Annotated in this window: 9 protein-coding genes; 5 read left to right on the top strand and 4 right to left on the bottom strand. The window is 47.7% G+C overall.

The annotated features are described in order from the left end of the window. From D5S11_RS13515 to D5S11_RS13505, 3 genes are all read left to right on the top strand, one after another. Positions 1–435 carry an RDD family protein gene (locus tag D5S11_RS13515; RefSeq protein ID WP_007409358.1) on the top strand — a complete coding sequence of 145 codons (435 nt, stop codon included), beginning with the start codon at positions 1–3 and terminating at the stop codon, positions 433–435. Between the two features lie 116 nt (positions 436–551). Beyond that, positions 552–830, top strand: coding sequence for a YckD family protein (locus tag D5S11_RS13510; protein ID WP_263612330.1), 279 nt, complete (start codon positions 552–554; stop codon positions 828–830). 103 nt (positions 831–933) lie between these two features. After that, positions 934–2370: a glycoside hydrolase family 1 protein gene (locus tag D5S11_RS13505; RefSeq protein ID WP_007409356.1), complete on the top strand. Its 1437-nt coding sequence runs from the start codon at positions 934–936 to the stop codon at positions 2368–2370. Positions 2371–2410: 40 nt separating this feature from the next. On the opposite strand, the gene D5S11_RS13500 is transcribed toward D5S11_RS13505, so the two are convergent. The 4 genes from D5S11_RS13500 to hxlA form a co-directional block, all read right to left on the bottom strand. Further along, on the bottom strand, positions 2411–2809 hold the full coding sequence (locus D5S11_RS13500; RefSeq protein ID WP_015239128.1) for a competence protein ComJ: 399 nt from the start codon (positions 2807–2809) through the stop codon (positions 2411–2413). Positions 2810–2829: 20 nt separating this feature from the next. Beyond that, entirely contained in the window at positions 2830–3267 is a 438-nt protein-coding gene (locus D5S11_RS13495) for a NucA/NucB deoxyribonuclease domain-containing protein (protein WP_032867344.1), read from the bottom strand. Between the two features lie 357 nt (positions 3268–3624). Next, entirely contained in the window at positions 3625–4182 is a 558-nt protein-coding gene (gene hxlB, locus D5S11_RS13490; RefSeq protein ID WP_015239129.1) for a 6-phospho-3-hexuloisomerase, read from the bottom strand. Further along, positions 4179–4814, bottom strand: coding sequence for a 3-hexulose-6-phosphate synthase (hxlA, locus tag D5S11_RS13485; RefSeq protein WP_015239130.1), 636 nt, complete (start codon positions 4812–4814; stop codon positions 4179–4181). The genes hxlB and hxlA overlap by 4 nt, the downstream gene beginning before the upstream one ends. A 231-nt stretch (positions 4815–5045) precedes the next feature. Between hxlA and hxlR the strand changes: the two genes are divergently transcribed. Next, on the top strand, positions 5046–5408 hold the full coding sequence (gene hxlR / locus D5S11_RS13480) for a transcriptional activator HxlR (protein WP_007409352.1): 363 nt from the start codon (positions 5046–5048) through the stop codon (positions 5406–5408). Between the two features lie 591 nt (positions 5409–5999). Further along, the coding region (gene srfAA / locus D5S11_RS13475) for a surfactin non-ribosomal peptide synthetase SrfAA (protein WP_128424631.1) at positions 6000–13599 on the top strand (7600 nt) is incomplete at its 3' end.

The raw sequence follows: 13599 nt of genomic DNA, 5'->3' as shown, positions 1-13599 counted from the left end.
ATGAATATTTACAGACCGGCGGGATTTTGGATCAGATTGGGAGCCGTGGTACTCGACTATTTAATTACTTCAGTGCCTTTGGCGATTATTTTTATGCTGGCAACAGGAAAAGATCCGAATGAGAGCACAATGATCAGCATCATTTTGACTCTTTATGCTATTTTGCTCCCTGTATACTGGAACGGTTATGTTATCGGCAAAAAGATCTGCGGTATCCGCATCGTCAAAAAAGACGGCACTCAGGTAGGCTTCCTCACTATGATTTTGAGAGTGCTTGTGGGCGGCCTGATATATGGCGTGACGTTTGGAATCGGTGTGATCGTGAGCGCATTCATGGTCGGAATGAGAGAAGACAGACGGTCAATCCACGATTTTGTAGCGGGAACGTATGTCACATACGCGCTGCCGGACGAATCGATTGAAAAGAGCGAATAATTTCGCTCTTTTTTTGCATAAAAAATGGATGAGGGAGCAACATATAACAAACGTTAAAGGAGGAAAGAGTCATGAAAAAAGCTGCATTGTCTTTAGCTGCGTTTTTCATTACAGCAATGGTTTTCACAATGCCGGCACACGCCGCCGGAACAAAAATGCCTTCAACCATGTCACTCACGGAACAGCAGAAAAAAGAAATTGAATCACTTGAAAAAGAAGTGCTCGAAAAACGAAAACATGTCATATCCAAATATGTTGAGTACGGGGTCCTGCCGAAAGAAAAAGCAGAACATATTAAACAGCATATGGACAGGCGCTTTAACATGATGAAACAAAATGGGTTTGTCCCGAAGCCTCCGCCTCATAAATTGGAAAAGCGGCATCATCATTCTTAAGCATCCGGCAAGCCGGATGCTTTTTTGTTTTTATCGGGATTGCTCTGAAACGCGTTTCATAACGTATGATATCAATATCATACGCATCAGGAGGATGAGACACATGATACATAAAAAACAGGGCCTGTTCCCTGATACATTTCTATGGGGGTCAGCCTCGGCTGCCTATCAGGTTGAAGGAGCCTGGAATAAAGACGGTAAAGGACCTTCAGTATGGGACTTATTCACGAAAATACCGGGTAAAACGTTTAAAGGCTCAAATGGCGATACAGCAGTCGGCCATTATGAGCGTTATAAAGAAGATATCGCCTTGATGGCAGAAATGGGTTTGAAAGCTTACCGCTTTTCTGTCAGCTGGCCGAGAATTTTTCCGAATGGCAGAGGGGAAATCAACGAATCAGGGATCGCATTTTACGAAGACCTGATCGATGAATTGATTTCTAACGATATTGAGCCGGTGCTGACTCTTTATCATTGGGACTTGCCTCAGGCGCTGATGGATGAATACGGCGGCTTTGAATCAAGAAAAATTATTGATGATTTTAATAATTACTGCATTGCGTTATACAAAAGATTCGCCGGCAAGGTGAAATACTGGGTCACGTTAAATGAGCAGAATTATAATTTTCATAACGGGTTTATTACAGCTGCACATCCGCCCGGCGTAAAGGACAGAAAACGATTTTATGAAGCCAATCATATCGCATTTTTAGCTAATGCCAAAGCGATTGAATCCTTCAGACAATATGTTCCTGGCGGCATGATCGGCCCGAGCTTCGCTTATTCACCGGCTTATCCGCTTACAAGTCACCCTGAAGACATAACTGCATTTGAAAACGCAGAGGAATTTATGAACCATTGGTGGCTTGATATGTATTGCCGGGGGACTTATCCGCAAATTCCTTTCAATTATTTAAAGGAAAAGGGCTGGGCGCCCGCCATTGAAGCCGGGGATATGGAATTGCTTGCAAAAGGCAAGCCGGATTTTATCGGTGTTAATTATTATCAGACGATTACGTACGAAAGAAATCCTCTTGATGGTGTATCGGAGGGGAAAATGAACACGACTGGTCAGAAAGGGACAAACCAGGATACCGGTATACCGGGTCTGTTTAAAACGAAAAAGAATCCGAACCTCGTGACGAGTAATTGGGATTGGACGATTGACCCGATAGGTCTGCGCATCGGCCTCCGGCGTATAACGAGCCGCTATGAGCTGCCGGTTTTTATAACAGAAAACGGGCTGGGGGAATTCGATAAAATAGAAGAAGACGGCTCAATTCAGGATGACTACAGAATTGACTATTTACGCTCCCATCTTGAACAGTGCAGAGAGGCCATTAGTGACGGAGTTCATCTCATCGGCTACTGCAGCTGGTCATTCACGGATCTGTTAAGCTGGCTGAACGGCTATCAAAAACGCTACGGTTTTGTCTATATCAATCGAGATGAAGAAGATGAAAAGGATTTGAAACGGATCAGGAAAAAAAGTTTTTATTGGTACCAGAATGTAATTGAAACAAACGGTAAAAGTTTATAAAAGTTCCCTGAGAGAAATAAGATTCTCTCAGGGATTTCTTTTACATTGCGGCTGCATCAATAATATACGTATCCGCATGAAGATCGGATAATTCGGCAGGCACTGAATAACAGGTAAGGCTGTATCGGCCTTTCGGAATATTAAAAGAAAGCCGCTTTGACATCACGCTTTCAATCTCAATTCCATCTTTTACAGCCTCAAAGGGAACAGTCGCTTTTTTCTCATAGGATGGTACCGGTTCACTTGTGTTAAGCCTGAGGACGATAAATGCCCTCGTATTTCTCCTTGCCTCAAATGAAACAGCTCCGTCAGCTTCCGCATATCCTTTTTCAATGGCTTCATCGGTCCAATCGATAACAGGCGGTTCTGAATCTTTTTGGAAGATTGTAAATTGATGATAAGAAATGGCCAGTTCTTGCGGTTTCCATGATTTATTCAATGCGCTGTTCCTCCTGTTTTTTACTTGATTTTAAATAATACTCTCGTTCCGTCGGGATCATTGGTAAGCTGGTGTCCGACCCAAGAGCCGGCTCCGCGGTTGTCTGCCGGAGAAATATATTCTACGGAGGCATTATTTCCGCCCTGTTTACAAACCGCCATCGGCCATTCATCTCTATCGTATCCCGTTTTGACGGGCACATGTTTAAGAGATTGCTCACGCCGCTTATGTACTCCGTCTCTGTCAATGGTGCATATGCTGGAATGTCCTTCTTTTATCGCGTCCTTAATATGCTTTGCTGTTTCCGGATATCGATCGGACGGAAATAAGATTACTTTGTCGTAATGACTCTTCTGAACGGTCTGCTCGTTATCTGAGAAAAGATCACCCTTGATCAGGGCCGCGACTGCTCCGGCAATGATGATAAGAACAAGCAGCAGTGCTTTTAATGTTTTCAAGAGTATCAATCACCTCCAGTTTTAATTGCTGTAAAGCTGGTCCAAGAATAAAGCAGAATCGGCCGGCTGTAAAGCTGTTAAAATATATTTCTCAGCCGCAATTCAGCTGAATATCTGTAAAACCATCCGCACAAATCAACTTTATTCATTAAAAATTCAATCAGAAAGTGTTTTTTGCAGTTTCCCTATTCAGAAATGAACGGTTGCGGGTGTATCGTCAATTGACTTATTATAGCGATAAGCTCACCGGCAGGATATCTTCGTCTGCGAGTGTCCGACCCGAAAACCTTGGTCTGCATGACCGTGCGCAACAAGACGATAAAAAGACGGCCATCTGATAAGAAGGCCGTCAGCAAATCATTCCAGATTCGCATGCTTTGTAAACATGTCTGCTGAATTCAATTCTTTTTTCTCCATGATTTTTAGAATAACCGCATCGTAAAACAGCAGAAGAGTTTGTTCGAATAAAGAACCCATCGGCTGAATCGTCTTTCTGTCTCCGCCGGTCTCTTCCTTAGGAGAGCCGGGAATCGTTATTGTAAGATCCGCAAGTTTGCCGAGACTTGAGTCGGGGTTAATCGTTAATGCAGTGATGATGCCGTTAAGGCTTTTGGCTTTTTCAGCTGTATGAAGCAGACTTTTTGTTTCGCCTGAGCCTGAGCCGATGATGACGAGACCGCCTTCTTGGAGGGGAGGAGTAAGCGTCTCACCGACGATGTAAGCGTTCAGACCGATGTGCATCATCCTCATGGCGAACGCTTTAGCCATAAAGCCGGAACGTCCCGCTCCGGACGTGAAGATTTGATCTGCCGATAAAATCTGATTCGCAAGCTTGTCAGCTTCACTGTCGGATATTAATGCTGCGGTGCGGGATATTTCATTTAGTATTTCATGTAAGTATTCAGTCGTTTTCATGATCCTTGTGTGATCAGCTGTTTCATTTTAGCAGCAGCATCCGCTTTATTGTCAGCTCCCGTAATGCCTCCGCCGACAATGATTAAATCTGGGTTTTGTTTGATGGCTTCAGGAAGCGTATCAAGTTTAATGCCCCCGGCAATTGCGGTTTTAGCGCTCTTGACCGCTTTTTTAATCGCCGTCAGTTCCTCAAATGAATTTTTTCCTTCTGCTTGAAGATCATAACCTGTGTGAACACAAATATAATCAACACCGAGCTGGTCAATTTCTTTTGCCCGTGTTTCAAGGTTTTTTACGTTAATCATGTCGACGAGGATTTTTTTCTGCTGTTTTTTTGCTTCGGCAACCGCCCCTTTGATCGTTGAGTCGTCTGTCGCTCCTAAAACGGTGATGATGTCGGCTCCCGCTTCTGCCGCTTTCATAATCTCGTAACCGCCTGCATCCATGATTTTAAGATCGGCAAGCACTTTCAAGTGAGGAAAGGCTGTTTTCATTTCCTGCACGGCTTTCAGTCCTTCATTAATGACAACGGGAGTGCCGATTTCTACAACATCTATATATGGTTCGACCTCTTTCACAAGTTCAATTGCTTCCGGGATATTTACTAAGTCTAATGCCAGCTGTAATTCCACTTTATATCCACTCCTCTTTTTTATGTATTTCCATTCTATAGAGTGCCCCGCATGTTGAGAAGTACGCACTTTGAAGTCTAATAGTTACTTTGAGGATACTGTCCCCGCAGGCAATGCGCTTTGTTTCAGCAAAACTGCGTGGTAGTATAAACTGATGAAAGTTGTGTGAAAAAGTAAGCGTGTATGAATAGATGATGACCGTACAAAAAGTAAGAGGAAGGAGAATTGTCCGTGAGCCGAATGGATGAGAAAACGTTTAATTGCGAAAAGGAATTGACGCTTGCCGTGATAGGCGGGAAGTGGAAAATGCTGATTATGTGGCACTTGGGAAAAGAAGGGACGAAGCGGTTTAATGAGCTGAAAGCTTTAATTCCGGATATTACGCACAAAATTCTTGTGAATCAGCTCAGGGAGCTGGAGCAGGATCTGATCGTTCACAGGGAAGTTTACCCTGTCGTCCCTCCGAAAGTGGAGTATTCTTTAACGGCGCAAGGAGAAAGCCTTATGCCGATTCTGGACGCCATGTATAAGTGGGGAAAAGATTATATGGAATTAATCAACATTGATAAAACTGCAATAAAGGAATCTTTTTGAAGTGCTCTATGTAAAATAGAGTGCTTTTTTTGCGGTTTAATGAAATCATATTGCGAACATTCGGACTGTCTGTTTCGGTTCTTGCGCTTTTTTTTCCGGGTCAGCTTACGTACGTAAATTTTTTTCATTCTGCCATAACTGGATATTCGACAGATTTTCATTATAGTTTAAAGATTTTTAATTTTACGTAAATAATATTTTTGAAAATAAATTGCGGGATGCCGCAAAATACCCTCTGGATTTGTCGGAATTTTTTTCGGTGTGCCGCATGAAACTTTTCACCCATTTTTCGGTGATAAAAACAATATTTTCATATAAAGTGAACGTAAGTAGATATATAGAAATACATGCAGAAATAGGTAAACCTTTCGTGCTTACAATCAATGGCTTTTTGTCTTGATTTCTCATAAATTTGATGCCGCATTTCGGACTGCGCGGGTGAACGGATGACGGATTTCGGCGGTGATTGAATCGGGATCGTTTTTGGAGGTAAGTGGTTCTTTTGGCTTGAGAATGAGTTAGGGACATAGAGGGAGGCTGTTTCTAAGGGAGAATTGACATCTTTATCTTAAAAAGGGGAGGCGCACACATATGGAAATAACTTTTTATCCTTTAACAAATGCTCAAAAACGTATCTGGTATACAGAAAAATTCTATCCGAACACAAGTATTTCAAATCTTGCCGGGTTCGGGAAACTCATTTCTGAAGACGGCGTACAGGCTCATTACGTTGAGAAAGCGATACAGGAATTCGTCCGGCGGTATGAGTCGATGAGAATCCGGCTGCGGCTTGATGATGAGGGGGAGCCCGTTCAATATGTGAGCGAATACCGTCCGCTCTCTATCGGGCACACAGATATCAGGCAAGCCGGCTGCTCTGCGGACGAGCTGTCCAAATGGGGGCGTGAAGAAGCTGGCAAGCCTCTGGCGTTATATGATCAGGATTTATTCCGTTTTTCCGTGCACACGATCAGTGAAAATGAGGTCTGGTTTTACGCTAATGTGCATCACATTATTTCAGACGGGATTTCCATGACGATTCTGGGCAATGCGATTACCGATATTTATTTGGAGCTCTCAGGCGGAGCAAGTGAGGAACAAACGGAGATTCCTTCTTTTATCGAGCACGTGCTGACAGAGCAGGAATATGTGCAGTCGAAGCGGTTTAAAAAGGATCGGGATTTTTGGAACGGGCAGTTTGAGACCGTGCCGGAGCTTGTGTCCCTGAAACGGAGCCAGGCAGATGCGGGTCTTGATGCAAAACGGTTTTCTCAAGAAATTCCTCACGACTTATATGGCCGCATTCATTCATTCTGCGAGGAGCATAAAGTCAGCGTACTATCTCTGTTCCAGTCAGCTCTGATCACTTATCTCTACAAAGTGACCGGCCGGGATGACGTTGTCACGGGTACGTTTATGGGGAACCGGACGAATGCGAAAGAAAAGCAGATGCTCGGGATGTTCGTATCTACGGTGCCTGTGCGGACAAGCGTTGACGGAGGACAGTCGTTCTTGGAATTCGTTAAAGGCCGGATGAAGGATCTGATGAAAATTCTCCGCCACCAAAAGTATCCGTATAACCTGCTTGTCAATGATTTGCGCGCTTCGAAAAGTTCGCTGAGCAGATTGTTTACGGTGGCTCTGGAGTACCAGGTGATGCAGTGGCAGAAAAAAGAGAATCTGTCCTTCCTGACAGACCCTATTTTCAGCGGAAGCGGTACAAATGATATTTCAATTCATGTGAAGGAACGATGGGACACCGGGAAATTGACAATTGATTTTGACTATCGCAGCGACATTTTCAAGGGGGAAGAGATTGAATCTGTTTCTGAACGTTTGATCACGCTGATTGAAGATGCGATTTCATCTCCTGATCGCATAATTGATGAACTTACTCTTCTTTCTGAATCCGAGAAAGAGCGGCTGTTGAAACGGGCCTCCGGCAATCCGGTGAATTACCGCGGAGAGATGACGATACCGGGGCTGTTTGAAGAGAAAGTGAAGTCACTGTCTGACAAACCCGCGGTTGTGTATGAAGGCCGAACATTGTCCTATCGCACATTGCATGAACAGTCAGGCCGTATTGCCGGACGCCTTCTTCAAGCCGGGATATCAGCCGATTCTCCTGTCGCGGTGCTGCTTGGCCGTTCTGAGCGTGTCATTGCGGCAATATTGGGAATTTTGAAAGCGGGCGGCGCCTATGTGCCGATAGATCCTGACTTTCCGGCGGATCGGATTCAGTACATTTTGGAGGACAGCGGAGCGAAGGCTGTTCTGACGGAGGCCGGAATACAGGCGCCTGCAGCGGATGCCGAACGGATTGATTTTGACGAGGCTGTTCAGTATGAGACGGCTGTGGACGGTGTCAGCACACAATCAGACTGGCTGGCTTACATCATCTACACGTCAGGTACAACGGGGCGGCCGAAAGGCGTGATGATTGAGCACCGGCAAGTTCATCATCTGGTGCAATCACTGCAGCAGGAGATTTATCAATGCGGTGAGCAGACGTTAAGAATGGCGCTTTTGGCTCCGTTTCATTTTGATGCGTCCGTCAAACAGATATTTGCCTCGCTTCTTTTGGGACAGACGCTTTATATCGTGCCGAAAACGACTGTAACGAATGGCTCGGCACTGCTGGACTATTATCGTCAAAACCGGATTGAAGCCACTGACGGAACTCCTGCGCATCTGCAGATGATGGCTGCGGCGGGAGATGTCAGCGGAATTGAATTGCGCCACATGCTCATTGGGGGAGAGGGTCTGTCCGCGACTGTTGCTGAACAGCTGATGACGCTCTTTCATCAATCGGGCAGGACGCCGCGTCTGACGAATGTCTACGGGCCGACAGAAACGTGCGTAGATGCGTCCGTGCATCAGATGTCAGCGGATAACGGAATGAATCAACAGGCGGCGTACGTTCCGATCGGAAAACCGCTCGGCAACGCCCGTCTGTATATATTGGATAAGCACCAGCGGCTTCAGCCCGACGGCACGGCCGGTGAGCTGTATATCGCGGGTGACGGTGTAGGACGCGGCTATTTAAATCTTCCGGATTTGACCGCAGAGAAGTTTTTGCAGGACCCGTTTAACGGAAGCGGCCGCATGTACCGCACGGGTGATATGGCGCGCTGGCTGCCGGACGGGACGATCGAATATATCGGCCGTGAAGATGATCAGGTGAAAGTCCGCGGCTACCGCATTGAGCTGGGAGAAATTGAAACGGTGCTCAGAAAAGCCCCGGGCGCGGCGCAGGCCGTCGTGCTGGCACGGCCGGATCAGCAGGGCAGCTTAGATGTCTGCGCATATATCGTTCAGGAAAAAGGAACCGAGTTTCACCCTGCCGAGTACAGGGAGTATGTGTCCAAGCACCTTCCTGATTACATGGTGCCCGCTTACTTTACAAAAACGGACGAAATTCCACTCACGCCGAGCGGGAAGGCGGACCGCAAAAAGCTGTTTGCGCTTGATGTGCAGGCTGTCAGCTCATCTGAATATGCCGCGCCAAGAAATGAAACGGAGGAAACACTTGCCGTCATCTGGCAGGAAGTTCTCGGAATGGACAAGGCGGGCATTTATGATCATTTCTTCGAGTCAGGCGGTCATTCATTAAAGGCAATGACGCTTCTGACGAAAATTCATAAGCAAATGGGCGTTGAAATTCCGCTGCAATACTTGTTTGAGCATCCGACGATTGCGGCGCTTGCCGATTATGCGGAAAACCGAAACGAAGGACCGGCATTCAGTGCAATTGAGCCGGCTGAGAAGCAGGCGAGCTATCCGCTTTCGCTCGCTCAGCAGCGGACTTATATCGCAAGCCAATTTGAAGACGCGGGAGTCGGATATAACATGCCGGCTGCGGCCATGATTGAGGGCGCTTTAGACCGTGAAAAGCTTGAGCGTGCATTTTCTGCCTTAATCAGCAGGCATGAAGCGCTCAGAACATCGTTTCAATCAGAGGACGGCACGCCGAGACAAGTGATTGGCGAGCATGTTCCGTTTCATATTGAAATGATCGAAGCGCGCGGAAGAACGAATGAACAGGTCATGAAGGACTTTGTGCGCCGTTTTGATTTATCTGAGGCGCCGCTGTTCAGAATCGGCCTGCAAACGCTCGGTCACAATCGCCATATGCTGCTGTTTGATATGCATCACCTGATTTCTGACGGGGTGTCTATTTCCATCATGCTGAAGGAACTGGCTGACATCTACGGCGGAAATCAGCTGCCTGAATTGCGCATTCAATATAAAGATTATGCCGTATGGCAGGCGGAACGGGCGAAAGAAGGCTACAAGAAGGAGCGGGCGTACTGGAAAGAAGTCTTCAGCGGCGAACTGCCGGTGCTTCAGCTGCTCCCTGATTATCCGCGGCCGCAGGTGCAAAGCTTTGAAGGTGACCGCGTGTCCGCCAAGCTGCCGAAAATGCTGCGGGAACGGCTGCGGAAGCTTGCGGAGAAAAACGGAGCCACCCTTTACATGGTGCTGTTATCAGCATACTATACGCTGCTTTCTAAGTATTCGGGACAGGAAGACATCATCGTGGGAACACCGTCAGCGGGAAGAAATCACTCCGATACCGAGGGGCTTATCGGGATGTTTGTCAACACGCTTGCGCTGCGAAGCTCCGTGAAGCAGGATCAGACATTTGCCGGCTTGTTAGGTCATGTGCGCAAGCAGGTGCTGGATGCGTTTTCTCATCAGGATTATCCGTTTGAGTGGCTGACCGAGGAACTGAACGTGCCCCGGGACATGAGCAGGCATCCGATATTTGACACGATGTTCAGTCTGCATAACGCCTCCGACGGAATTCCGGAGATCGGTAATCTGACGCTGTCTCTTCATGAAACAAACTTCAATATCGCCAAATTCGATCTGACAATGCAGGCTCGGGAAACAGCGGAAGGCATTGCGCTTGATTTGGATTATTGCACGAAGCTGTTTAAGCGCTCAACTGCGGATCGCATGCTTGCGCACTATGTCCGTCTGCTGGAAAGCGCGGCAGCTCAGCCGGATGCGAAAATCAGCGAATATGATCTGCTTTCTGAACGGGAGGCTTTGAATCAATTACAGCGGTTCAACCCGGAACGCACGGTATACCCGAAAGATCAAACGATCGTGCAGATCTTTGAAGAACAAGTCCGAAAGAACCCTGACCGGACGGCTCTACAGTTCGAAGGGGAAACCCTGTCGTATCAGCAGCTGAATGAACGCGCCAACATGCTTGCGCGGCATATTCTTTCGGTCGGAGGCGGCGGAAAAACCGCGGCTGTTCTGTGTGAACGGTCAATGGATATGATTGTTTCCATTATGGCTGTGTTAAAAGCGGGGTCCGCCTATGTGCCGATTGATCCTGAGCATCCGGTTCAGCGGATTCAGCATTTCTTCCGCGACAGCAGGGCGAATGTGCTCCTGACTCAGCAAAGCCTCAAGCCGCTTGCGGAAAAGGCCGGTTTTCAAGGCGTCATTGTGCTTGCTGATGATGAGGCGAGCTATGAAAAGGACTCTCACAATCCAGCATTGCCGTTTGATTCCAAAACGATTGCCAATCTCACTTATACATCAGGCACGACGGGAACGCCGAAAGGAAACATCGTCACACATGCCAACATTTTGCGGACGGTAAAAAACACGAACTATTTGACTGTTTCTGAAGAGGACACAGTGCTCGGTCTGTCAAACTACGTTTTTGACGCTTTTATGTTTGATATGTTCGGTTCGCTGTTAAACGGTGCAAAGCTTGTGATCGTCCCGAAAGATACCGTGCTGGATATGTCACGCCTGTCCCGTGTGATCAAACGGGAGAACGTCAGCATTCTGATGATTACGACGGCCCTGTTCCACCTGCTTGTTGATATGGAGCCGTCCTGTCTGACGACGCTTCGGAAAATCATGTTCGGGGGCGAAAGAGCGTCTGTAGAACATGTCAAAAAGGCGCTTGCGGCAGTCGGAAAAGGAAGACTGCTTCATATGTACGGTCCGTCAGAAAGCACGGTGTTTGCGACATACCATCCGGTGGATGTCATTGAAGAGGATACGCTCTCCGTTCCGATCGGGAAACCGGTCAGCAATACGGAAGTCTTCATCATGAACTCAGCCGGACGCATTCAGCCGGCGGGTATCGCGGGAGAGCTGTGCGTCAGCGGGGAAGGACTCGTAGAAGGCTACTACAACCGTCCTGAACTGACGGAAGAAAAATTTGTAAAGCATCCGTTTAAGGAAGGTGAACGGATGTATAAAACGGGCGACTTGGCCAGATGGCTTCCGAATGGCGATATCGAGTTTATCGGACGTATCGACCATCAGGTGAAAATCCGCGGTCAGCGGATTGAGCTTGGCGAAATTGAGCATCAGCTTCAAAGTCATGACCAGATTCAGGAATGCATTGTGCTCGCTGTGGATCAGGGCGCGGGTGACAAACTTCTTTGCGCGTATGTTGTCGGCCTCAGGGAAATCTCTTCCCGGGAGCTGAGGGAGCATTCGGCGAAGGATCTTCCGGCTTATATGATTCCGTCCGTCTTTATTCAATTGGATGAACTGCCTCTTACAGGGAACGGAAAAATCGACAGGCGGGCGCTGCCAATGCCGGATGTGACCGCAGCGAATGCCGTGTCATATACGGCGCCGCGCAATGAAACAGAACAAAAACTGGCGGATATTTGGGCTGAGGTGCTGCAAATGGAGCGGGTCGGCGTCCATGACCAGTTCTTTGAGATCGGGGGCCACTCGTTAGCGGGGATGAAACTGCTGGCCCTTATCCAGAAGACATTCGGCGCGCAGCTTACCTTAAAGGATCTGTTCACTTCTCCGACGGCCGCGGGGCTGGCGCAGCTGATTGAAGGGGCTGAGCGGAAGGCGGCTGAGAGCATCGCACCGGCGGCCGAGCGGGAAACGTATCCGGTTTCTTCACCGCAGAAGCGGATGTTCGTGCTTCAGCAGCTGGAAGGCGCTGAAACAAGCTATAACATGCCGTCTGTGCTCCGCTTAAAAGGAAAGCTTGATGCAGAAAAGCTGAAATCCGTCATGAAACAGCTGACAGAACGCCATGAAGCCTTCAGAACGACATTTGACATACAGGATGGAGAAACGGTTCAGCGCATATGGACGGAAGCTGATATCAACATGGAATATTATGAAGCCTCTGAAGAAGATGCTGAACGGATTATTCAGAGCTTTATCCGGCCGTTCCGCCTGGATCAGCTTCCTCTCGTCAGAACGGGACTGGTCAAGCTGGCTGAACATGACCACCTGCTGCTGTTTGACATGCACCATATCATTTCGGACGGCGCTTCAGTCGGCGTGCTGATAGATGAACTGTCCCGTTTGTATGGCGGTGAAACGCTTGAGCCGCTGCGGATTCATTATAAAGACTATGCGGTATGGCAGCAGAAATTTATTCAATCAGAGCAGTACCGCAAGCAGGAGGAGCATTGGCTTCGGGAGCTTGACGGCGAGCTTCCGGTATTGACGCTGCCGGCTGATTACAGCCGTCCGGCCGTGCAAACCTTTGAAGGAGACAAGCTGGTCTTTTCTCTGACTGAGGAACAGACGTCGGCTCTTCGCAGTCTTGCGAAACAAACGGATTCTACCATGTACATGGTGCTGCTGGCGTCATACAGCGCCTTTCTCTCAAAACTGAGCGGACAGCATGACATCATTGTGGGCTCGCCGGTTGCGGGACGGTCACATGCGGATCTCGCAAACGTCATCGGTGTTTTTGTGAATACACTCGCGCTTCGTACGTATCCGGAAGCGGACAAAGCGTTCACGGACTATCTTAAAGAAGTAAAACAAACCGCTTTACATGCATTTGACGCGCAGGATTATCCGCTTGAAGACCTTCTGCAAAAGGTTGAGGTGCAGCGTGATACGAGCAGAAATCCGCTGTTTGATGCGGTATTCTCAATGCAAAATGCAAATGCGGAAGATCTGGTCATGGAAGGAATTGAGCTGAAGCACCATCCGTTTGACAGAAAAACAGCCAAGTTTGACCTGACAATGACGGCTGAGGACACAGACGAAGGTTTAACGTTTGTGCTTGAATATAACACCGCGCTGTTTAAACCGGAAACGGCAGAGACATGGAAGCATTACTGGCTTCAACTGTTAGAAGCCGCAGCGGAAAATCCGGCTGCGAAGCTTTCTGAGCTTTCATTGGTGAATAAAACAGAAAAACAAGCCCTCCTTGACGCAT

This window comes from Bacillus sp. L75, from assembly GCF_003676355.1.
Taxonomy (GTDB): Bacteria; Bacillota; Bacilli; order Bacillales; family Bacillaceae; genus Bacillus; species Bacillus velezensis.
The sequence above is the reverse complement of the archived record's forward strand: the minus strand, read 5'-3'. Positions and strand labels throughout refer to the sequence as shown.